17 protein-coding genes are annotated in these 21611 nt (G+C 67.5%); 14 read left to right on the top strand and 3 right to left on the bottom strand.

Annotated features, from left to right (window positions below; all coding sequences use genetic code 11):
- From gmd to K2W61_RS16960, 9 genes are read left to right on the top strand one after another with little or no spacing between them, the layout of a single operon-like run.
- Positions 1-1110: a GDP-mannose 4,6-dehydratase gene (gene gmd / locus K2W61_RS17000; RefSeq protein ID WP_006387741.1), complete on the top strand. Its 1110-nt coding sequence runs from the start codon at positions 1-3 to the stop codon at positions 1108-1110.
- Positions 1111-1116: 6 nt separating this feature from the next.
- Entirely contained in the window at positions 1117-2070 is a 954-nt protein-coding gene (locus K2W61_RS16995) for a GDP-L-fucose synthase family protein (protein WP_175135516.1), read from the top strand.
- Between the two features lie 31 nt (positions 2071-2101).
- On the top strand, positions 2102-3418 hold the full coding sequence (locus tag K2W61_RS16990; protein WP_236756126.1) for a lipopolysaccharide biosynthesis protein: 1317 nt from the start codon (positions 2102-2104) through the stop codon (positions 3416-3418).
- Between the two features lie 5 nt (positions 3419-3423).
- Positions 3424-4341, top strand: a complete 918-nt coding sequence (locus K2W61_RS16985; protein ID WP_236756124.1) for a glycosyltransferase family 2 protein — start codon at positions 3424-3426, stop codon at positions 4339-4341.
- Positions 4342-4368: 27 nt separating this feature from the next.
- Positions 4369-5667, top strand: a complete 1299-nt coding sequence (locus K2W61_RS16980) for an O-antigen ligase family protein (protein ID WP_175135514.1) — start codon at positions 4369-4371, stop codon at positions 5665-5667.
- Positions 5660-6796, top strand: a complete 1137-nt coding sequence (locus K2W61_RS16975) for a glycosyltransferase (protein WP_236756123.1) — start codon at positions 5660-5662, stop codon at positions 6794-6796. Before K2W61_RS16980 ends, K2W61_RS16975 begins: the two co-directional genes overlap by 8 nt.
- A gap of 13 nt (positions 6797-6809) precedes the next feature.
- A complete protein-coding gene (locus K2W61_RS16970) occupies positions 6810-7694 on the top strand; it encodes a glycosyltransferase family 2 protein (RefSeq protein WP_175135512.1) in 885 nt (294 codons plus the stop codon).
- The gene (locus K2W61_RS16965) at positions 7691-8251 is read left to right on the top strand and encodes a putative colanic acid biosynthesis acetyltransferase (RefSeq protein WP_175135511.1); all 561 of its coding nucleotides are present in this window, start codon (positions 7691-7693) and stop codon (positions 8249-8251) included. The genes K2W61_RS16970 and K2W61_RS16965 overlap by 4 nt, the downstream gene beginning before the upstream one ends.
- Positions 8248-9516 (top strand): glycosyltransferase WbuB, encoded by a 1269-nt coding sequence (locus tag K2W61_RS16960; RefSeq protein WP_175135510.1) that lies wholly within the window; start codon positions 8248-8250, stop codon positions 9514-9516. The genes K2W61_RS16965 and K2W61_RS16960 overlap by 4 nt, the downstream gene beginning before the upstream one ends.
- Before the next feature lie 47 nt (positions 9517-9563).
- Here K2W61_RS16960 and K2W61_RS16955 read toward each other — a convergent pair whose 3' ends face one another.
- The 3 genes from K2W61_RS16955 to K2W61_RS16945 all read right to left on the bottom strand — a co-directional run bounded on the left by K2W61_RS16955 (position 9564) and on the right by K2W61_RS16945 (position 13449).
- Positions 9564-10226, bottom strand: coding sequence for a response regulator transcription factor (locus K2W61_RS16955; protein WP_175135902.1), 663 nt, complete (start codon positions 10224-10226; stop codon positions 9564-9566).
- A 306-nt stretch (positions 10227-10532) separates the two neighbouring features.
- Positions 10533-11282: a response regulator transcription factor gene (locus tag K2W61_RS16950; RefSeq protein WP_175135901.1), complete on the bottom strand. Its 750-nt coding sequence runs from the start codon at positions 11280-11282 to the stop codon at positions 10533-10535.
- 562 nt (positions 11283-11844) lie between these two features.
- Positions 11845-13449, bottom strand: coding sequence for a glucosamine inositolphosphorylceramide transferase family protein (locus K2W61_RS16945; protein WP_236756122.1), 1605 nt, complete (start codon positions 13447-13449; stop codon positions 11845-11847).
- Positions 13450-13805: 356 nt separating this feature from the next.
- Between K2W61_RS16945 and K2W61_RS16940 the strand changes: the two genes are divergently transcribed.
- The 5 genes from K2W61_RS16940 (at position 13806) to K2W61_RS16920 (ending at position 21586) form a co-directional block, all read left to right on the top strand.
- Positions 13806-14477: a TetR/AcrR family transcriptional regulator gene (locus K2W61_RS16940; protein WP_175135900.1), complete on the top strand. Its 672-nt coding sequence runs from the start codon at positions 13806-13808 to the stop codon at positions 14475-14477.
- Positions 14478-14542: 65 nt separating this feature from the next.
- Positions 14543-16891 carry an acyl-CoA dehydrogenase gene (locus K2W61_RS16935; RefSeq protein WP_236756121.1) on the top strand — a complete coding sequence of 783 codons (2349 nt, stop codon included), beginning with the start codon at positions 14543-14545 and terminating at the stop codon, positions 16889-16891.
- A 27-nt stretch (positions 16892-16918) separates the two neighbouring features.
- Positions 16919-18214, top strand: coding sequence for an acetyl-CoA C-acetyltransferase (locus K2W61_RS16930; protein ID WP_236756120.1), 1296 nt, complete (start codon positions 16919-16921; stop codon positions 18212-18214).
- Positions 18211-20160 (top strand): 3-hydroxyacyl-CoA dehydrogenase NAD-binding domain-containing protein, encoded by a 1950-nt coding sequence (locus tag K2W61_RS16925; RefSeq protein WP_236756119.1) that lies wholly within the window; start codon positions 18211-18213, stop codon positions 20158-20160. The genes K2W61_RS16930 and K2W61_RS16925 overlap by 4 nt, the downstream gene beginning before the upstream one ends.
- Before the next feature lie 112 nt (positions 20161-20272).
- Positions 20273-21586, top strand: a complete 1314-nt coding sequence (locus K2W61_RS16920; protein ID WP_175135804.1) for an OmpP1/FadL family transporter — start codon at positions 20273-20275, stop codon at positions 21584-21586.
- The last annotated feature ends 25 nt before the right edge of the window (positions 21587-21611 follow it).

The raw sequence follows: 21611 nt of genomic DNA, 5'->3' as shown, positions 1-21611 counted from the left end.
ATGCCAAAACGGGCACTGATTACCGGCGTTACCGGACAGGACGGCGCTTATCTGGCCGAATTCCTGCTGGCCAAGGGCTATGAAGTCCATGGCATCAAGCGGCGCGCGTCGCTGTTCAACACCGCCCGCATCGACCACCTGTACCAGGATCCGCACGACCAGCCGCGCAATTTCGTGCTGCACCACGGCGACATGACCGACTCCTGCAGCCTGATCCGCATCGTGCAATCCGTGCAGCCCGACGAGATCTACAACCTGGCGGCGCAGAGCCACGTCGGGGTGTCGTTCGAGGAGCCGGAATACACCGCCAACGCCGACGGCCTGGGCACCCTGCGCCTGCTGGAAGCCATCCGCATCCTCAAGCTGGAGGACAAGGCGCGCTTCTACCAGGCCTCGACCTCCGAACTGTACGGCCTGGTGCAGGAGACCCCGCAGAAGGAAACCACGCCGTTCTATCCGCGCAGCCCCTACGCCGCCGCCAAGCTGTATGCCTACTGGATCAGTGTCAACTACCGTGAAGCCTACGGCATGTATGCCTGCAACGGCATCCTGTTCAACCACGAATCGCCCAAGCGCGGCGAGACCTTCGTGACGCGCAAGATCACGCGCGGCCTGGCGCGCATCGTGCTGGGGCTGCAGGAGTGCCTGTACCTGGGCAACCTGTCGGCGCTGCGCGATTGGGGCCATGCGCGCGACTACGTCGAAATGCAGTGGCTGATGCTGCAGCAGGACACGCCAGAGGACTACGTCATCGCCACCGGCATGCAGTACAGCGTGCGCGAGTTCATCAATACCGCCGCGCGCGAGCTGGGCATCCTGCTGGCCTGGGAAGGCGAAGGGCTGGAAGAGACCGCCACCGTGCTGTTCAGCCCGGTGCACGACATCAAACCCGGCCAGGTCATCGTGCGGGTCGATCCGCGCTATTTCCGCCCGACCGAGGTCGAGACCCTGTTGGGCGACCCGACCAAGGCGCGCGAAAAGCTGGGCTGGTCGCCGCGCACCAGCTTCGCCCAGCTGGTCAAGGAAATGGTGGAAAGCGACCTGAAGGACGCCCGCCGCGACGCGCTGGTGGAACAGAACGGCTACGAAATCTACGCCTACAAGGAATAGTCCGCCATGAGCAATCCGGACCAACGCGTGTTCGTGGCGGGCCATCGCGGCATGGTGGGCGCCGCGCTGGTGCGCGAACTGCAGGCGCGCGGCTACCGCGACATCATCACGCGCAGCCACACCGAACTGGACCTGGAGAACCAGAACCAGGTGCACCGCTTCTTCTCGACCACGCCGGTCGACGTGGTGTACCTGGCCGCCGCCAAGGTCGGCGGCATCCTGGCCAACCAGAATCATCCGGTGGACTTCCTGTACCGCAACCTGATGATCCAGTGCAACGTGATTCGCGCCGCCTACGCGGCCGGGGTGCGCAAGCTGCTGTTCCTGGGCTCGTCCTGCATCTATCCGCGCGAAGCGCCGCAGCCGATCCGCGAGGACGCGCTGCTGACCGGACCGCTGGAAGCCACCAACGAACCTTACGCCATCGCCAAGATCGCCGGCCTGAAACTGTGCGAAGCCTACCAGCGCGAGTACGGCGCGCGTTTCATCTGCGCCATGCCGACCAACCTGTACGGCCCGCGCGACAACTACGACCTGCACAGCAGCCATGTGCTGCCGGCGCTGATCCGCAAGTTCCACGAAGGCCGCGAAGCCGGCCAGGACAGCGTCACCCTGTGGGGGAGCGGCACGCCGCTGCGCGAATTCCTGTACGTGGACGACCTGGCGCGCGCCTGCGTCATGCTGATGGAGACGCCTGCCGCCGAAGGCATCTACAACATCGGCGCCGGCGAGGACCTGTCGATCGCCGAGCTGGCGCGGGTGGTGGCGCAGGTGGTCGGCTACCGGGGCCGGATCGTCTATGACGCCAGCAAGCCCGACGGCACGCCGCGCAAGCTGATGGACTCGTCCCGGGTGCGCGCGCTCGGCTGGAAGCCGGAGATTGCCCTGGCCCATGGCGTGACGCTGGCCTATGGTCACTTCCTGCGCGAACAGGCGCGCCAACCCCTGCCCGTGGCCTGACCGCCGCGCCTATCGAGAACAGGCCATTCCGATGTACCGACTCATCAGGAAGCACGTCGCCGGCAATGCCTCGTTCTGGGGGCTGGTGGAATACGGCATCGGCCCGGTGGCGGCGCTGATGGCGCTGCCCATCCTGTTCCGCCAGCTGGGCACGGTGGGATTCGGCCAGTATTCGATGATCATCGCGCTGGCCGGCTTCGGCAATGCCGCCAACCTGGGCGCCGCCGTCACCGCCACCAAGCTGGTGTCCGAGCGCATGCACGAGCCCGGCGGCGCCTACCGCGCGGCCGGCGTGGCCATGTCGCTGATCGGCTGCGCGCTGGGCGTGGTGACGCTGGTGGCCGCGCTGTTGTGGCTGGCGGCCTGGTGGGGCTGGCCCGCCGCCACCTTCGGCGGCGTGGCCGTCACCCTGCTGGCCATGCCGGCGCTGGCGGTCTACCTGACGCAGCAGTACGACCAACTGATGTCCGGCTGCCTCAAGGGCCGCGAGGACTTCCGCGCCACCGCGCTGTGCGAGCTGGTCAGCCGCAGCGGCACCCTGGCGCTGGCCTGCGCCACCGCCTGGCTGACGGCCTCGCCCACCTGGACCGGCCTGGCCCAGGCGCTTGGCCTGCTGCTGGCCGGCTCGGTCAAGATGCGCGTGTTCGCGCGCCGCTACGGCCATGTGCTGGTGCGCCCGGTGCGCGACCGCGGCGCCATGCTGGACGCATTCCGCTTCTCGCGCTGGTCCTGGCTCAACAGCCTGAGCGCGCTGGCCTTCGGCTCGGTCGACCGGGTGCTGGTGGGCAGCCTGATGGGGCCGGCGGCCCTGGCCATCTATACCGTCGGCGTGCAAGTCGGACAGATGATCCATACCGCCTCGGTGGCGATCTTCCAGAAGGCCATGCCGCGCGTCAGCCGCCTGTCGGCCGCGCCGCCGCGCCCGGGCGCGGCCGAGGAAGAGATCCGCCGCCTGATGCTGTGGAATCTGCTGCTGTCGGTCAGCGCCACGGTCGCGGTGCTGGCGGTCAGCCAGCCGCTGTTGGACCTGCTGCTGGGGCATGCCGTGGCCGAGGGCCACCTGGGCACGTTCCGCCTGCTGATCATCGCCTCGGGCCTGCTGTCATTGAACGCGGCGGCGCATTTCTCGCTGCTCGGCCTGGGCAATTCGCGGGCGGTGGCGATTCTCAACGGCCTGGGCGGCCTGGCCATGCTGGGCGTCATGGCCGTCCTGGTGCACGCGGCGGGTGAACACGCCGCGGCCTGGGGCCGCATGGCCTATGCGGCGATCACGCTGGCCGGCGTGGCGCTCGCCATCCGTCAATCCCGGCCCGACTACCCGGGCGCCCTGCCTGCGGCCACCCGGTAGCCATCATGCTGAGGTCCTATATGCGCAAGCGCCACAATGAGTACTCGCGTCAGCTCATCGACTTCGTCCGCGAGCTGCGTCCACCCGCGCCGATCGCCGGCGGCCTGCTGCCCAAGCTGACCATCGTGACGCCCTCGTACAACCAGGCCCGCTTCCTGGAGCGCACCATCATTTCGGTGCTGAACCAGGGTTATCCGCGGCTGGAGTACATCATCATCGACGGCGGCTCCACCGACGGCAGCGTCGACATCATCCGCAAGTACGAACGCTACCTGACCTACTGGGAAAGCGCCCCGGACCGCGGCCAGTCGCACGCCATCAACAAGGGCTTCGAACGCGCCACCGGCGACTACGTCGGCTGGCAGAATTCCGACGACCTGTACTACCCGGGCGCCTTGCGCAAACTGGGCGCGGCCGCGGCGCGGGGCCGGGCGCCCATCGTCAGCGGCAACCTGTTCGTGGCCGACGCCGGCAACCGCATCTTCCGCAAGATCCACTACACCCCGGTCAACCGCGGCACGCTCACCGTGGTCAAGGCCTCGATCCCCAACCAGTCCGCCATCTTCCGCCGCGACCTGCTGCGCAAGCACGGCCTGCTGCAGGAAAGCATGCGCTATTGCATGGACCTGGAACTGTGGAGCCGGCTGCTGCGCGAGGGCAGGAACCTGATCGTGCCGGACGCGATGGGCGTCTACACCGCCCACGACGAAACCAAGACCGCGCTGATGCAGGACGTGCTGCTGGAAGAGCGCGAACAGATCGTCAACCGCATCCGCCGCACCGAGCCCGGCATGGGCAAGCTATTCGGCCTGTCCTGCCGGGCCTCGCAGGTCGCCGCGCACGCGCGCCAGGGCGACCTGTCATACCTGGTCGAAAAGCTTGCCATCAAGCTGCTCGGGCGCGACGACTGGGCCGCGCACTGAGCCCGCCTTCCCTGCCCCGGAGCCGCCATGTATCCGCACCGCCGCCTTTCCACGCTGCACCTGCTGGGACTGTTCGCATTCACCGCGCTGGCGCTGAACGACGACCACTTCATCCTGGGGGTGGGCAGTTTCAAACTGTCGCCCTTCGATGTGCTGTTCGTGGCCATCCTGGCGGTCAAGGCCCTGCGGCTGGCCGAGCCAGCCGCCTATGCCCTGCCGCGCGGCGCGCTCGGTATGCTGCTGGGCATGCAGGTGCTGTCGGTGGTGTACCTGCTGCTGGTGTCGCTGCACCATCCCGGCATCGAAAGCGGCGACGTGGCGCGTGACCTGCGCATCGTCTTCTACTTCCTGAGCGTGCCTTTCCTTTGCTACAAGGATATCGATAGCCCGGCCGCCTACGCGGTGCTGCAGAAGTACATCGTGGCGGCCTGCCTGGCCGTGGCCACACTGATGCTGCTGGAGCAACTGCAGGGCTTCAGCGTGGCCAATCCACTGCGCAACGTGCGCCTGGGCGTCTGGGCGATTCCCTTCGGGGTGGTGTCGCTGCTGTACTTCCGCAAGACACTCAACGTCTCCGGCCCCAAGGCCTACGCGCTCACGGTCTATATGCTGCTGGCGCTGGTGTTCTCGCTGAACCGCAGCCAGTACCTGCAGCTGATGGTGTCGGTGCTGCTGGCCGTGATGCTGGCCTCGGGTCCGGAGATCCGCCGCCGGGTGGTGCTGATCTTCGCCCCGGCGGCTGTGGCCGGAGTGCTGGTGTTCGCCAGCATCGGCTATCTGGATGTGCTGAGCAACCGCATCTTCAGCGTCGAGCGGCTCGACGAGGACTCCAGCTACGGCGCCCGCATCCAGGAGATGCAGGGGCAGATGGACTCGTTCGCGGAAAGTCCGGTGTTCGGCAAGGGCGCAGGCTTTCGCAGCTGGGTGATGGGCGAGAACGGTTTCGAACTGAGTACCTTCGCGCACAACTCCTGGGCGTTCTACCTGATGAAGTTCGGCATCGTCGGCACGGTGATGATCATGCTGCCGCCCCTGCTGATCCTGCTGCTGTCGCTGGCGCGGCGCTACACCCATCCTGGCCTGGAACTGCACCGACGCTACCTGCTGGCCACGGCGCCGATCTATATCTTCATCGATTCGCTGTCCGGCGGCCTGGCTTATGCCCCCAAGACCGCCTTTACCGGCTTTCTGTTGTGTTATTGCCTGTCGCTCATCCGCAATGCCCGGGCCATGCCCGTGCCCACGCCCGCGCCCGCGTCCGCGGCGCCCAGCCCCCGTCCGGACACCGCGCGCCGGCGGTCATCGCGAGTACTGCCACATGCCTGATGTCCTGTTCGTCGCGCCCGACCTGCACGGCGGCGTGGGAAGATGTGTCGCCTTCATCGCCGACGCCTTGCCCGAGCGGGGCGTCGAAGCCTCGCTGTTCCTGCTGCGCTCGCGCAACCGCGAATACCCCGTCGCCAATCCGCGCGTGACCCGGGCGCTGCCGGTGATCGAATCGCCGACCGCCCTGCGGCTGCGGCTGCCGCTGGCGTTCGCGCGCCTGCTGGCGCAGATCCGCCGCGAACGGCCGGCCATTGTCTGCTCGCACGGGCTGCTGTGCAACATGCTGGTGGTGCTGGCCAAGAAGGTATTGCGCGGCGACTTCGCCACCGTCGCCTTCGAGCACAGCAGCCCGGCCATTCACTACGGCGCCTCGCGCATGCGGCACCTGAAATGCTGGCTGGTGAGCCAGACCTACCGCCGCCACGACGCTGTCGTCGGCGTCTCGCGCGGCGTCAAGGAAGACCTGGTCAGCATGTTCCCGCCTTTGCGCGGCAAGGTGCGCACCATCTACAACGGGGTGCCGCTGGATGACGTGCGCGAGCAGAGCGTGGGCGGCGCGGCCCCAGCCCCGGCCCCGGCCGGCGCGCCCTACCACGTGGTCGCGGTGGGCCGCCTGGAGGCCGTCAAGGACTATGCCACCCTGATCGACGCCGCCGCGCTGCTGGACGATCCCGGCATCCGCTTCACCATCCTGGGCGAAGGCTCGGAGCACGGCGCCCTGCAAAGGCGCATCGATGCGCGCCCCTCGCGCAGTCCGGTCACCCTGGCCGGCCACATCGACAACCCGTTTCCCGTGATTGCCGGCGCCGGCGCCTTCGCCCTGACCTCGGTGCGCGAAAGCTTCGGCAATGTGCTGGTCGAGGCGCTGTGCCTGGGCGTGCCGGTCATTTCCACCGATTGTCCGCACGGCCCCGCCGAAATCCTCGACGCCGGCCGCTATGGCGTGCTGGTGCCGGTGGGCGACGCCGCCGCCCTGGCGGCGGCGGTGCGCCGGCTGGCCTACGACGGCAAGATGCGCGAACGCCTCGCGGCCGAAGGCCCGGCGCGCGCCGACGCCTTTTCACTGGAGCGGCATTGCCGCGACGTCATCGACTTGTTCCAGCCGCTGATGCGGCGCGGCGCGTCCTGAACAGGAAAGCATCATGTCCAAGATACCGGTATCCGTTGTCGTCATGACCAAGAATGAGGAACGCAATATCGCCAAGTGCCTGAAGGCGCTGGCCGACTTCGACGAGGTCTTCGTGGTCGACTCCAACAGCACCGACGCGACCTGCGCCATGGCCACCGCGCTCGGCGCCAAGGTCAGCACCTTCAGCTGGAACGGCAAGTATCCGAAGAAGAAGCAGTGGTGCCTGGAACAACTGCCGTTCAGCCACCCGGTGGTGCTGTACGTCGACGCCGACGAGGAAATGACGCCGGAACTGGCCGCCGAGATCCGCGCCGCCCTGCCGCGCTTTGCCGCCGGCGCCGGCGGCGCCTTCGTGCCGTTCGACTACGTGTTCTGCGGCCGCAAGCTGCGTCACGGCCATCGCGTCTACAAGCTGGCGCTGCTGGCGCGCGAACGCTCGCGCTTCCTGGACTACGACGACCTGGACGTGGCCCACATGTGGGAAGTCGAAGGCCACTACCAACCGCAGGTGCAGGGCGAGACCTTCGCGCTGCGCGAGCGCATGGTACACAACGACCACGACTCGCTCTATCACTACTTCGACAAGCACAATCGCTATTCCGACTGGGAAGCCAATCTGCGCACCAAGGGCCTGATGAACGACCCGCGCGAGGCCAACGTGGGCGCGCGCGCCCTGCTCAAGCGCCTGTTCCAGGCCATGCCGTTCAAGGCGCCGGTCGCATTCCTGCATTCCTACCTGCTGCGCCTGGGCTTTCTCGATGGCCGCGCCGGCTTCGACTACGCGGTGGCGCGCGCCATGTATTACTGGCAGATCCGCATCAAGACCGAAGAACTCCGCCAGGCGCGCCTGGCCGCGGATCCGGCGCGCGACGACGCCCTGAGCGGAGCGGCCAAATGAGCGCCCTGCAGCGGCTCGACCAATTCTCCGTCGCGCCCGGCCAGCGCGGCCGTTCGGCGTTGATGGTGCAATTGTGGTGGCTGGTGCAGGGTTCGCTGTTCCGCTGGTCGCCACAAGTGGCGTACGGCTTCCGGCGCTGGCTGCTGCGCCGCTTCGGCGCCCAGGTCGGCCGCAAGGTGCTGATCCGGCCCAGCGCCACGGTTACCTATCCCTGGAAGGTGACGATCGGCGACTATGCCTGGATCGGCGACGACGCGGTGGTCTACAGCCTCGGGCCGATCCACATTGGCGCGCATGCCGTGGTGTCGCAGCGCAGCTACCTGTGCGCCGCCGACCATGACCCCGCGCAGCCCGATTTCCCGCTGCGCGAACGCGCCGTGCGCATCGAGGACGGCGCCTGGGTCGCCACCGATGTCTTCATCGGCCCCGGCGTCACGGTCGGACGCGAAGCCGTGGTCGGCGCGCGCAGCTCGGTGTTCCGCAGCCTGCCGCCCGCCATGGTGTGCCACGGCAATCCCTGCCGCCCCGTCCGCCCCCGCGTGGCGCCGCCGGCATGAAGATCCTCCTGTATGGCATCAATTACGCGCCAGAGCTGACCGGCATCGGCAAATACAGCGCCGAGCTGGCCGAATGGCTGGCCGCGCGCGGCCATCAGGTCAGCGTCGTCACCGCGCCGCCCTATTACCCGCAATGGCGCGTGCACGACGGCTATCGCGCCGGCCGCTACCAGCGCGAGACACGCGCCGGCGTCGACGTGCGGCGCGCGCCGCTGTGGGTGCCGGCCCGGCCCGGCGGCGCCAAGCGCCTGCTGCATCTGGCGAGTTTCGCGCTATCGAGCCTGCCGTCGCTGCTGCGCGCCGCGGCCGGCCGCCCCGATCTGATCGTGGTGGTCGAGCCGGCCCTGTTCTGCGCGCCGGCGGCCTGGCTGGCCGCGCGCCTGTGCGGCGCGCGCGCCTGGCTGCACATCCAGGACTACGAAGTGGACGCGGCGTTCGACCTGGGCCTGCTCAAGGGCAACGGGCTGCGCGCCGCCGTGCGCCGTGCGGAACGCTGGCTGATGCGGCGTTTCGACCGCGTCTCGACCATCTCCGGCCGCATGCTCGATCTGGCCTTGTACAAGGGCGTGGACCCGGCGCGCGCGGTGCTGCTGCCCAACTGGATCGACGTCGAGGCCATCGCGCCCGGCCGCGATGGCGATCTGCGCGCCGAACTCGGCATTCCCGCTGACGCGGTGGTGGCGCTGTATTCGGGCAATATGGGCGGCAAGCAGGGCTTGCAGACGCTGGCCGAGGTGGCCCGCCTGCTCGAACGCGAGCAGGCGCTCTGGTTCGTGTTCTGCGGCCAGGGGCCGGAACGCGCGCCCTTGCAGGCGCGCTGCCAAGGCCTGGCGCGGGTGCGCTTCCTGGACTTGCAGCCGGCCGAACGGCTGGGCGCGCTGCTGAACACCGCTGACATCCACCTGCTGCCGCAGCGCGCCGGCGCGGCGGACCTGGTCATGCCGTCCAAGCTGACCGGCATGCTGGCCAGCGGCCGCCCGGTGGTGTGCGGGGCCGCGCGCGGCACCGAACTGGCCGGCGTGGTGGCGCGCTGCGGACTGGCGACCCCGCCCGAAGACGCCGCCGCCATGGCCGAGGCGGTGCGCAAGCTGGCCAGCCATCCGCAGATCCGTGAGACGCTGGGCGCCGCGGCGCGGCGCTATGCGCTCGATCACCTGCATATCGACACGGTGCTGGCCGCCGCCGAACGCGAATTCGCCGCGGTGGCGCAACCAGACGCCGCCGCCACCGGCGCGACCCCAGCCCGGCGCGGCGCCCGCCGCTGACGCCGCCGCGATGCCCGGCGGCCGCCGGCGCCGGCGGCCACGTCGCCTCATTTCTCGTCGCCCTTGACCGTGTGCGCAGCCGCGCCCCCACGCACCAACCCCATCTGCACCGCGATATAGGCCGCCTCGGCCTGGTTGCGCGCGTTCAGCTTCCAGTACAGGGTCCGGGCGTGGCTCTTCACCGTGGCCACTGAAATCCCCACCTGCTGGCCGATCTCGCGCATGGTCTTGCCCTGCACCAACAGCTGCAGGATTTCCTCCTGCCGTTGCGTCAGCTCGCGCAATTCCTGCAGCGGCGCCTGAGAGGCGGCCAGTACCCTGGGCGACGGTTGCGGATAGCATTCCCCGCCCGCCAGCACCAGGCTGACAGCGGCGGCCAGCGCGTCAGGGCTGGACGCCTTGGGCAGATAGCCGGCCACGCCGGCACGGGCGCAAGCGGCCATCACGTTCTGGTCCAGCACCGAGTACAGCGCCAGCACCAGCCGCGGCATGAACAGCGCCATCGCCTGCGACAGCAGACCGATGTCGGGTTCGGCCACGCCGCTGCAGCCAACCACCAGCAATTCCACTGGCCGGTTGATCGAACCTTGCATGTTGACGAGATGGGCTGGCGAGATCGCCAGAATGTCCTCGGCGTTCCGCACACGCTCCAGCACATGCTGGATGGCGACACGAAGCAGAGCGTAGTCTTCGATTAGAACGGTTGTCATCCCGGGGGGAACCTTGTGACGCTGGGTCCAGACACGGTTCCCATGGCACGGCTGCGCTCGGCGGCAACGGCGGTTCCTGCGCCTGGCCAGGCTCACGGGAATCTCGTCCGCCGCTTGGCATCATGCTGGCGCGCATTGTGATGCGCCATCTCAACCATGCTTGCGGACACAACCCATGCTATCAGCGGCTACGTTCGCTGAATCTCGTGCAGGAGGATGATTGGTGGAGGAATGCTGCGGCACGGCGACCGTCGATGACGCAGTGAGTATGCCCTAGGCGGGATGGCCGGGCCGGCCCCCCCGCCCCTAGCCCAGCTTGCGGCCGTAGAGCTGTCCGGCCTCGGCTTCGCGGCCGTTCGGCTCATGCCATTCCAGCGTGGCGCCCCGCTGCAGCGCCGCATACACGGCTTCGCCCTTGTTCTTGACATGCAGGCGCTGATAAAGGGTGCAGGCATGCGTCTTGGCGGTCGCGACCGAAATATTCAGCATCCGGCTGACCGTCTTGATGGGATAGCCGCGCGCCAGCAACACCAGCACTTCGTATTGGCGCGGGGTGATCTGCAACAGCTGGGCGCCGGCGCTGACCGGCATGGAGGCCTTGCTCGCGCCATCGTCCAGGTCACGCGCGGGCAAGGCGCAACTGGCCTGCGCCGGAGCCTGCAATGCCTGCTCGCTCGGGAAACACTGTCCGCCGGCCATGACCAGGCGTATCGCCGCTTCCAGGATCTCGACCGATGCCGTCTTCATCAGGCAGCCAAAGACACTGGCGCCCGGCAAACCCTGCACCGGCATCGGCAGCGGCATGACATCGGTCAGCAGCAGGATCCGCTTGGGACTCAATTCACGCTGGATCTCGTGCAGCGTGCTCCAGGCTTCCTCGCTGTCCACCGGCAGGCCGTAGATCAGGAGATCGGCGCCCGCATGCGCGCCACTGGCCTTGGAGACGTCGGCCAACCCCATTCCCTCGATTTCCCACACATCGTCCAACTTGCTCAGAATCTGCCATAACCCCAGCCGCAAGAGCGGATGAGCTTCAATCAGGACCATCTTGGCCATGGTGTCCTCCCGGTAGTTCGACAGGCCTAGAAGGGATCTTCGCTGTGCTGAAGACTATTTTTTTTCCAACCCTGCGCGGGTGTTCCGCAATATCCCGGAATATCTAATGAAGCCGTACCGGGCCATTTGGGCTGGGGACTTTCGTAGCCAACATAACGGATGGCATGAACTCATCTTATGGTTCGAATTTCGCAAAATCAAGACACTTGCAATTGATATAATCCGACAAAAACAGAAATCATTCGTTAGCCTTAAACCCGTCTCCTAAATCCGGATGAGAGGGTGCCATCATCCTTTCATCCGCTAGGGTTTTTACCGAGCCCCCCTCTGGAGCATCGCGCCGTCCTACCGCGGCGGCAGCGGCCGCGCGCACGGCATGGGCCGGAACCCGTCCGCGGCCAGGCATGACCACGCCCAGCCCGAGGGCTGCAGGGGACTGCAAGGATAGGCCGGATTGACGTACAGGCTTGTCTATATGTTTCCAGCGACACATTAAGCCCGGACAAGAAAGCCGTAATCGCAATATAGGTAACATTTTTATTTTCTATCACTACGGCGTCATTTACTCCATATAGGCGAAGTCAAATACCGTATGCCCCCCCTGATGATGCCAATGGTGCATTGAAGCATGGCGTTTTCTCAGGAAACTGGCGTAGTGAATTTCGCCATCGGTCTCGACGTAGGTCGAAGGCGACAGCTCTTCGATGCGGTTGAGCGAAACGCCCTTGCCGTAGTGGCAGAAGCCTTGGTACTGCGCGCAGCGGATCACCTCTCCCGCAGGAGAGACAATGATGCCGGCGTTGCGGGCCCGCATCGGGTTGCGCACGATGGGGTTGCAGGCGTGCGGCGTCCACTGCTTCGAGCGCGGCGAATCGGCGAAAAAGGCGAATAATTCGTCGCAGTGGCTCTGGCCATCCGTGCGATCGATATTGGTTAACAGCCACCAGTATTCACCGCGCTTGAATATAATCGTATCGACCGCCGAAACATCGGTCATCAACGTCATTTCCAATTCCCATTTCAACGGGAATTCGGTGCATTTCCATAATTCTATGCTGCGATTCCCACAGGTTTCCGGCACCATGTAGGTAACGCCTTCGTACTCGAATATATAAGGAAACGATAAATGATAGGGTAGGCTCAGAGCGGTCCCCAACAGCCGGAAAGCCCCATCCTCAAAGGTTGCGACCGAAATCGTGCCTTTGCGGGAATTAAAATCGTAATCCTCGAAAAATATATATGGATTATTGCCGTGCGTATATACAAAGGGATCCGCGAAGAATCGACCCTTGGGCGGCTGCAATACCATGGCCTCGGACACCACCGCCTGCTGCCGGGCCGATGGAAACATCCCTATCCGCCAACGCACATTGCGCCCCATGACGCGGCGCACAATCAAATCACCCATTAACCAGGCCTGGCGCGCGATATAGGCGGCGCTGTCCCATTCGGCCGGATCGTCGCGGCGCTGGCCGCTCATGATCTGCATGCCGGGCGGCGCCGCGCCCGGGCGCGCCCGCGCCAGCGCCAGCAAGGCGTCGTAAACCATGAAATTGCCGAGGCTGAAGGCGCGCGTCTGGTTCTTCAGCCAGAACACCTCCGTGTTGAAACTGCGCTGGTCCAGCAGCGCATCCTGCTCCACGCTCGCCCCCACCCGCCACAGCTTGACGGTGGTATGGTCCTCGCGCTGGTAGACCTCCCAGAACCCGGCGTAGCGGCTGGTCGACACCGCGATATCGGAATAGCTCAGCTGCCATATGCCGAGCCTGGCCCAATCCGCCATGCGCGCGCGCAGCGGCGGCACCAGCGGCCGCGCCCCCAGCATGATCACCAGGTCCAGCCCCAGCGCCGCGACGCCGTCGTCACGGCCGGCATCGCCCGGATCGGCCGGCAGGCGCAGCAGCGGCACCGCTGCCGGCAAGCCATCGCGCAGGTCGCGGCAGGCCAGCATCTGCCGCTGCCGCGGCGGCAACAGGCGCGACTCCAGCCGCGACAGGGTGCCGAACAGCGCCTTGGCGCCCAGCCGTGGTTCAGTGCCGGTCTTCTCCATCACCAGCAAGGCGGCCATGTCGTAGTCCTGGCTGCGCGCGAGCCACTCGACCATGTCGTGGATCCACCCGGGCTGGTCGGTCCCGTCCAGCAACAGCCCCACTCGGTAGGTTTTCATATCTCCTGCTCCTGTGTCAGGGCGCAATGGCCTGCGGCACCGGAACGGCGATGGGGCTCGCCAGGCGCATCCACGGTGCCACGGTTTCAAGTCCTCGCGCTGATACTGCGGCGTTTCGGCGCGGCTTTCCAGACGGCTTTCAATCTAGGGCGCTCGTCCGAGGACAAACGGCGTAGCGCCGTTTGGACGAGGCGTCCGCCTTTTTCTCGGCCAACGGCGCGAGCCTTCGTGCAAAGGAACGAAGGGCTCGTCCGGAACGTCTCGGGATTCACGCGTACCGGCTAGGGATAACCACTATCGAATCCTGGCACCGGGACGTGCATACTGCTTTCAAACGAACGTTTGATTTCACCCAAATGCAAGAACTCAGATCCTCCAACACCCGCGAATCGATCCTGGACACCGCCGAAGCCCTGTTCGCACAGCAGGGCCACGACGGCACGTCCATGCGCCAGATCACCGGCGCGGCGGGTGTCAACCTGGCGTCGGTCAACTATCACTTCGGTTCCAAGGAATCGCTGGTCCAGGCCGTGCTCAAGCGGCGGCTGGAAGTCCTGAACCGCGAACGCCTGCGCCTGCTGGACGAACTCGAAGCACAGGCCCAGGGCAAGCCGCTCAAGCCGTCGCAGATCGTCGATGCGTTCTTCGGCACGCTGCTGCGGCTGGCGGCCGATCCGGCGCAGGCCGGCAGCACGTTCCTGCCGCTGCTCGAACGCACCATGACCAACCCCACCGGCTTTATCCGCGCGCTGTTCGCCGAGGAATACGCCGACGTGCTCGATCGGTATCGCAACGCCCTCTTCGCCGCGCTGCCCGATGTGCCGCGCGCCGAGATCGTGTGGCGTTTCCAGTTCATGCTCGGCGCCACCTCTTACGCCATCATCGGCACCGACCTGCTGCGCTCGGTGACCGGCTGGACGGTCGACGAGGCCGAGCAACCCGACAACCCCGAGCTGCTGCTGCCCCGCCTGATGAGCTTCCTGCTCGGCGGCCTGCGCGCTCCCCTGCCGCAGCATCCCGCCACCTAGGGCGCGCGCCCCGGGGTCAGTGCGGTGCGGCAGTTCCTGAGAATTCGAAAAAGGAGACAAGGAAAATGAATGCAGTCATCGTCGCGCTGGTCGTCATCGCGCTGCTGGCCGCCGTGCTGCTCGGCGTGCGGCCCGTCAGGCGGGCCTTGCTGTCGGCGCCGATCTTCAATCTCTACCGCAAGGTGCTGCCGCAGATGTCGGACACCGAGCGCGATGCGCTCGAGGCTGGCACGGTCTGGTGGGAAGGCGAGCTGTTCCGCGGCCGCCCCGACTGGAAGCGCCTGCTGGCCTATCCGCGTCCGCGCCTGACCGACGCAGAACGGCATTTCCTCGACCACCAGGCCGAAGAGGCCTGCCGCATGGTCGACGACTGGAACATCTCGCAGGAGCGCTTGGACCTGCCCGCCGAGGTCTGGGACTATCTCAAGCGCAACGGCTTTCTCGGCATGATCATCCCCAAGGAATACGGCGGCCTGGCGTTCTCGGCCTACGCGCATTCCGAGATCGTGACCAAGCTGTCGACGCGCTCATCGGCGCTGGCGGTCTCGGTGATGGTGCCCAACTCGCTCGGCCCCGCCGAGCTGCTGTTGCACTACGGCACCGATGAACAGAAGAACCACTACCTGCCGCGCCTGGCGCGCGGCGAGGAAGTGCCGGCGTTCGCGCTGACCAGCCCGTGGGCCGGTTCCGACGCCGCCGCCATCCCCGACAGCGGCATCGTCTGCAAGGGCGAATGGCAGGGCCGCGAAGTGATCGGCATGCGTGTCAGCTGGGACAAGCGCTACATCACGCTGGCGCCGGTCTGCACGCTGCTGGGCCTGGCCTTCCGCCTGTACGACCCGGACGGCCTGCTGGGCAGCGTGAAAGACCTGGGCATCACCTGCGCGCTGGTGCCGCACGACCACCCGGGCGTGGACACCGGCCGCCGCCACTTTCCGCTGAACGCCATGTTCATGAACGGCCCGACCCGCGGCCAGGACGTCTTCATGCCGCTGGACTTCATCATCGGCGGCCCGGCCATGGCCGGCCAGGGCTGGCGCATGCTGATGGAATGCCTGGCGGCCGGCCGCTCGATTTCCCTGCCGTCGTCCAACACCGGCATGGCCAAGCTGACCGCGCGCGCCGTCGGCGGCTACGCCCGCGTGCGCAGCCAGTTCCGCACCCCGGTCGGCAAGTTCGAGGGCGTCGAGGAAGCCCTGGCCCGCATCGGCGGCCACACCTACATGATGGACGCCGCGCGCGGCATGACCGCCGGCGCCGTCGACCTGGGCGAGAAGCCTTCGGTGGTCTCGGCCATCGTCAAATACCACGTCACCGAACGCGCCCGCCAAGTGGTCAACGACGGCATGGACGTCATCGGCGGCAAGGGCATCTGCCTGGGCCCGTCCAACTTCCTGGGCCGCGCCTACCAGCAGATTCCCATCGGCATCACCGTGGAAGGCGCCAACATCCTGACGCGCAGCCTGATCATCTTCGGCCAGGGCGCGATCCGCTGCCATCCCTATGTGCTGGCCGAGATGCGCGCCGCCCAGTCGCCCGACCGCAAGCAAGGCCTGGACGATTTCGACCGCGCCTTCTGGGGCCACGTCGGCTTCGTCGCGCGCAACAAGCTGCGCGCGCTGGGCACCGCCCTGACCGGCGGCCGTTTCATCGGCGTCGACGCCGACGTCGCGCCCGAAATGAAGCGCTACTACCAGCTGCTGAGCCGCTATTCGGCCGCCTTCGCCCTGCTGGCCGACACCTCGATGCTGGTGCTGGGCGGCAGCCTCAAGCGCCGCGAACGCCTGTCGGCGCGCCTGGGCGACATTCTGTCGCAGATGTACCTGGCCAGCGCCGCGCTCAAGCGCTTCGAGGACGAGGGCCGCCAGCGCGCCGACGCGCCGCTGGCGCACTGGTCGGTGCAGGATGCGCTGTACCGCCTGCAGGACGCCATCGACGGCGTGCTGGAAAATTACCCCAACCGGCTGGTGGCGTGGGGCCTGCGCCGCATCGTCTTCCCCTGGGGCCGGCCGCAGTCGCTGCCGTCCGACCAACTGGGCCAGGAGGTGGCGCGCCTGCTCATCAACCCCGGCGCGGCGCGCGATCGCCTGACCGCCGGTTGCCATGTGCCCGCCAGCGCCGACGAACCGGTCGGCGCGATCGAGCAGGCGCTGGCCGCCACGCTCGAAGCCGAACCGATCGAATCGAAGATCCGCGAGTTCGAGAAGCGCGGCACGCTCGATGGCAACCCGCAGGCCAACGTGCGCGACCTGGCCGATGCCGTCCATGCCGCTGGCGGCATCACCGCCGAAGAATATGCGGTGGTCAAGCGCCGCAACGACTTGCGCGACATCGTGGTGAAAGTGGATGACTTCCCCTTTGACCTGGGCATCACCGGCGCGGTCAAGCCGGCCGGCGAACGCAAGGCGGCCTGAGCCCCGTCCACACACCAAGGAGATCGGATGGCATTCAAACCGGTATATGTGGTCGACGGCGCCCGCACCCCCTTCCTGAAGGCGCGCTCGGGCCCCGGCCCGTTCGCCGCCGGCGACCTGGCCGTGCAGGCCGGCCGCGGCCTGTTGCTGCGCCAGCCCTACGCCCCCACCGAGCTGGACGAAGTCATCGTCGGCTGCGCCGCGCCCTCGGCCGACGAGGTCAACATCGGCCGCGTGATCGCGCTGCGGCTGGGCTGCGGCAACAAGGTGCCCGGCTGGACCGTAATGCGCAATTGCGCCTCGGGCATGCAAGCCCTGGATTCCGCCATCGCCAACATCCAGACCGGACGCTCGCAGCTGGTGCTGGCCGGCGGCACCGACGCCCTGTCGCATGCGCCGGTGCTGTTCTCGGACGACATGGTGCGCTGGCTGGCCAGTTGGTATGCGGCCCGCGGCCTGGGCGCCAAACTGGCCACCCTGCGCCGCCTGCGGCCGCGCCATCTGGCGCCCGTCATCGGCCTGCTCAAGGGCCTGACCGACCCGGTGGTCGGCCTGTCGATGGGCCAGACCGCCGAAAACGTCGCCACCCGCTTCGGCATCAGCCGCCAGGCCATGGACGCCTATGCCGCGCAAAGCCATGCGCGCGCCCTGGCCGGACGCGCCAACGGCGCCTTCACGGAAATCACGCCGCTGATCGACACGCAGGGCAAGCTGTACCCGGACGACGACGGCGTGCGCGAGGATTCCACGCCCGAAAAGCTGGCCAGGCTCAAGCCGGTGTTCGACAAGCCCTGGGGCAACATCACCGCCGGCAACAGCTCGCAGGTCACCGACGGCGCCGCCATGCTGGTGCTGGCCTCCGAGGAAGCGGTGCAACGCTGGAACCTGCGTCCGCTGGGCCGCATCGTCGACAGCCAGTGGGCCGGCCTCGACCCGGCCATGATGGGCCTGGGTCCGGTCCACGCCGCCACCCCGATCCTGCAACGCCACGGCCTGGGCCTGAATGACCTGGACTTGTGGGAGATCAACGAAGCCTTCGCCGCCCAAGTGCTGGGCTGCCTGGCGGCCTGGCAGGACGAGGCCTATTGCCAGGAACACTTCGGCACGCCCGCCTGGGGCGCGCTCGACCCGGCCCGCCTGAACGTGGACGGCGGCGCCATCGCCATCGGCCATCCGGTGGGCGCCTCGGGCGCCCGCATCGTGCTGCACCTGCTGGAGGCGCTCAAGCGCCGCGGCGCGCGGCGCGGCATGGCCGCCATCTGCATCGGCGGCGGCCTGGGCGGCGCGATGCTGGTCGAAACGCTGGACGAGGACCGCCAATGAACACGCTCGACACGCTCTCTCACTGGCGCCTGGAGCGCGACGCCGACGGCCTGGCCTGGCTGACGTTCGACCGCGCCGGCAGCGCGGTCAACGCGCTGTCGGCCGACACCATGGCGGAACTGGCCACGGTGCTGGACGCGCTCGACGCGCAGCCGCCCAAGGGCCTGGTGATCCGCTCGGGCAAGACCACCGGCTTCATCGTCGGCGCCGACGTCAACGAATTCGCCGAACTGAACACGCCGGAGCAGGGCCGCGCCCTGGTGGCGCGCGGCTGGAATCTGTTCAACCGCCTGGCGGCGGTGCGCTACCCGACACTGGCGCTGATCCAGGGCCATTGCCTGGGCGGCGGCCTGGAGCTGGCGCTGGCTTGCCGCTACCGGCTGGTGGAAGACGCGCCCGACGCCTCGCTGGCGCTGCCGGAAGTCATGCTGGGCATTTTTCCCGGCTGGGGCGGCATGCTGCGCCTGCCCGCCGTGGTCGGCGCGCCGGCCGCGCTCGACATGATGCTGACCGGGCGCGGCGCCGATGCGCGCCGCGCGGCCGCGCTGGGCCTGGTGGACGCGCGCGTGCCGACCCGCCTGCTGCAGGCGGCGGCGCGCGGCCTGGTGCTGTCGGGCAAGCCGCCACGCCGCGCGCGTGGCCTGGGCGCCTGGCTGAACCGCTGGCCGCTCAAGGCGGTCGCCGCCAAGCGCGCCCGCAAGCAGGTCGCGGCCAAGGACCCGCTCGGCCATTACCCGGCCGCCCCGGCCATCATCGATATCTGGGAAAAGCATGGCGGCAATGCCTTGCAGGCACCGGCGCTGATCGACGCCATCATCGCCTCGGACACCGCCCGCAACCTGCTGCGCGTGTTCCGGCTGCAGGAACGCCTCAAGGCCAACGGCCGCCAGGCCGGCATCGCCCCGGTGCGCCACGTGCATGTGGTCGGCGCCGGCGTGATGGGCGGCGACATCGCCGCCTGGTGCGCGCTCCAGGGCCTGACCGTGACCTTGCAGGACCAGGACATGACCCGCATCGCCCCCGCCATCAAGCGCGCTGCGGCCTTGTTCTCGCGTCGCCTGAAAGACCGGCGCGCGGCCCGCGCCGCCTTCGACCGGCTGGTGCCCGACCCGGCCGGCGACGGCGTGCCGCTGGCCGACGTGGTGATCGAAGCCATCAGCGAGCAGCCCGAAGCCAAGCGCGGCCTGTACCAGTCGCTGGAGCCGCGCATGAAGGCCGACGCGCTGCTGGCCACCAACACCTCCAGCCTGTCGCTGGAAACACTGAGCGCCGGGCTGGCCCGGCCCGAACGGCTGGTCGGCATCCACTTCTTCAACCCCGTGGCCAAGATGCCGCTGGTGGAAGCGGTGCATACCGACGGCACCGCCGCGGACACGCTGGCGCGCGCCTGCGCCTTCATAGGACAAGTCCGAAAATTGCCCCTACCGGTGCATAACGCACCCGGTTTCCTCGTCAATGCGGTGCTCGCTCCGTATATGCTGCTGGCCATGCGAAATATCGATGAGGGACTCACTCCCGCCACCGTGGATGCAGCAATGGTGGATTTCGGCATGCCGATGGGGCCGCTGGAGCTGGCCGACACCGTCGGCCTGGACATCGCCCTTGCGGCGGGCCAGCAACTGGCCGGCGCCGCCGAGCCGCCGCGCTGCCTGACCGAAAGACTGGCGCGCGGCGACCTGGGCAAGAAGAGCGGCCGCGGCTTCTACACCTGGCGCGACGGCAAGCCGGTCAAGGACGGCCAGGCCGGCGCGCGCGCCCCGGCCGGCCTGGCCGAGCGCCTGATCCAGCCGCTGGTGGACGCCACCCGCGAGCGGGTCGAAGCCGGCGTGGTGGCCGACGCCGATCTGGCGGATGCCGGCGTGATTTTTGGGACCGGGTTCGCGCCGTTCACGGGCGGGCCCCTGCATTACCAACGCAGTCGCAGTGCGCAGGGCGGATCACGCTGACGCAGCCGCAAAATAAACCGGCCTGGGGCCCTCCCCTTGAGCCGGATAGACCGGGACGACGAGACCGGCAGTGCCATAGAGACATACCTATCCAACATGAGGAGGCAGTACCATGAGCAGACGTTTATTGTCCCTGAGCACCCTGTCCGCCATTGTGGTCGGCCTGGGCGCCACCAGCGCCGCCCATGGCGCCGGCTTTCAGCTCCTGGAGCAGAATGCCAGCGGCCTGGGCAATGCCTACGCGGGCTCGGCGGCAAATCCGGAAAACGCCAGCATCATCTATTACAACCCGGCTGGCATGACCTACCTGCCCGGCATCAATGTCTCGGGCGGCGTCAACCTGATCAAGCCCTCGTTCAAGTTCTCGGATAACGGCAACAGCCGCAATCCGACCGCGCTGGGCGGCACCCGCCCCACCGGCGGTGACGGCGGCGACGCCGGCAACCTCGGCGTCGTGCCCAACCTGTACGGTTCGTGGCAGTTGAGCGATAAATGGTTCGTCGGCCTGGGCATCGGCGCGCCGTTCGGCCTGATGACCGAATACGACGACGACTGGGCCGGCCAGTACCACTCGAACAAGTTCGAGATCAAGACGATCAACATCAATCCGTCGATCGCCTACAAGGTCAACGACAAGTTCTCGATGGGCTTCGGCGTGAACTGGCAGCACATCGACGCCAACTACAAGAAGAAGACCGTGGTGCCGGTAACGCTGCCCGGCGGCGGCACCGTCTTTACCAACGGCGACGCCGACCTCAACCTGAAGGGCGACGCCTGGGGCTGGAACGTGGGCTTCATGCTGCAACCCACCGACGCCACCCGCATCGGCCTGTCGTACCGCTCCAAGATCAAGCACACCGCCAAGGGCGACACCGACATCGACAACATCGGCGGCCCCTCCGGCCGGTCGGTCTCGTTCGACGCCAAGGCCTCGGTCGACCTGCCCGACACGCTGATCCTGAGCGCCACCCACCAGCTCAACGAGAAGTGGGAACTGCTGGGCGACGTCTCATGGACCGGCTGGAGCAGCATTCCCGACCTGAAGATCCGCAACTCCGGCACCGGCGCGCGCGATGACGACCTGCCGCTGAACTTCCGCGACACCTGGCGCATCGCCGTCGGCACGACCTACAAGTTCGCGCCCGCCTGGAAATGGAAGTTCGGCCTGGCCTACGACCAGTCGCCGGTCCACAAGGCCGAAGACCGTCCCACCTCGCTGCCCGACAACGACCGCTACTGGTTCTCGACGGGCGTGCAATGGCAGGCCACCAAGACCACCACGCTCGATCTGGGGTATACCTACCTGTACCTGCGCAAGACGGACATCGACACCACGTCCGGCAATGCGTTGACGAAGGGCCGCGTCGCGGGCACCTATGACAGCAGCGGCCACATCTTCGGGCTGCAACTGTCGTCCCGTTTCTAGCCCTGCCTGGGCGGAGGGCGGGCCG

Origin of the sequence: Achromobacter pulmonis (genome assembly GCF_021733725.1) — a bacterium.
Taxonomy (GTDB): Bacteria; Pseudomonadota; Gammaproteobacteria; order Burkholderiales; family Burkholderiaceae_B; genus Achromobacter; species Achromobacter pulmonis.
The sequence above is the reverse complement of the archived record's forward strand: the minus strand, read 5'-3'. Positions and strand labels throughout refer to the sequence as shown.

What these genes read in the sequence shown, in the direction of transcription:
- gmd (WP_006387741.1), top strand. Translation starts at nt 1, where the DNA reads ATGCCAAAACGGGCACTGATTACCGGCGTTACCGGACAGGACGGCGCT.
- K2W61_RS16995 (WP_175135516.1), top strand. Translation starts at nt 1,117, where the DNA reads ATGAGCAATCCGGACCAACGCGTGTTCGTGGCGGGCCATCGCGGCATG.
- K2W61_RS16990 (WP_236756126.1), top strand. Translation starts at nt 2,102, where the DNA reads ATGTACCGACTCATCAGGAAGCACGTCGCCGGCAATGCCTCGTTCTGG.
- K2W61_RS16985 (WP_236756124.1), top strand. Translation starts at nt 3,424, where the DNA reads ATGCTGAGGTCCTATATGCGCAAGCGCCACAATGAGTACTCGCGTCAG.
- K2W61_RS16980 (WP_175135514.1), top strand. Translation starts at nt 4,369, where the DNA reads ATGTATCCGCACCGCCGCCTTTCCACGCTGCACCTGCTGGGACTGTTC.
- K2W61_RS16975 (WP_236756123.1), top strand. Translation starts at nt 5,660, where the DNA reads ATGCCTGATGTCCTGTTCGTCGCGCCCGACCTGCACGGCGGCGTGGGA.
- K2W61_RS16970 (WP_175135512.1), top strand. Translation starts at nt 6,810, where the DNA reads ATGTCCAAGATACCGGTATCCGTTGTCGTCATGACCAAGAATGAGGAA.
- K2W61_RS16965 (WP_175135511.1), top strand. Translation starts at nt 7,691, where the DNA reads ATGAGCGCCCTGCAGCGGCTCGACCAATTCTCCGTCGCGCCCGGCCAG.
- K2W61_RS16960 (WP_175135510.1), top strand. Translation starts at nt 8,248, where the DNA reads ATGAAGATCCTCCTGTATGGCATCAATTACGCGCCAGAGCTGACCGGC.
- K2W61_RS16955 (WP_175135902.1), bottom strand. Translation starts at nt 10,226, where the DNA reads ATGACAACCGTTCTAATCGAAGACTACGCTCTGCTTCGTGTCGCCATC.
- K2W61_RS16950 (WP_175135901.1), bottom strand. Translation starts at nt 11,282, where the DNA reads ATGGCCAAGATGGTCCTGATTGAAGCTCATCCGCTCTTGCGGCTGGGG.
- K2W61_RS16945 (WP_236756122.1), bottom strand. Translation starts at nt 13,449, where the DNA reads ATGAAAACCTACCGAGTGGGGCTGTTGCTGGACGGGACCGACCAGCCC.
- K2W61_RS16940 (WP_175135900.1), top strand. Translation starts at nt 13,806, where the DNA reads ATGCAAGAACTCAGATCCTCCAACACCCGCGAATCGATCCTGGACACC.
- K2W61_RS16935 (WP_236756121.1), top strand. Translation starts at nt 14,543, where the DNA reads ATGAATGCAGTCATCGTCGCGCTGGTCGTCATCGCGCTGCTGGCCGCC.
- K2W61_RS16930 (WP_236756120.1), top strand. Translation starts at nt 16,919, where the DNA reads ATGGCATTCAAACCGGTATATGTGGTCGACGGCGCCCGCACCCCCTTC.
- K2W61_RS16925 (WP_236756119.1), top strand. Translation starts at nt 18,211, where the DNA reads ATGAACACGCTCGACACGCTCTCTCACTGGCGCCTGGAGCGCGACGCC.
- K2W61_RS16920 (WP_175135804.1), top strand. Translation starts at nt 20,273, where the DNA reads ATGAGCAGACGTTTATTGTCCCTGAGCACCCTGTCCGCCATTGTGGTC.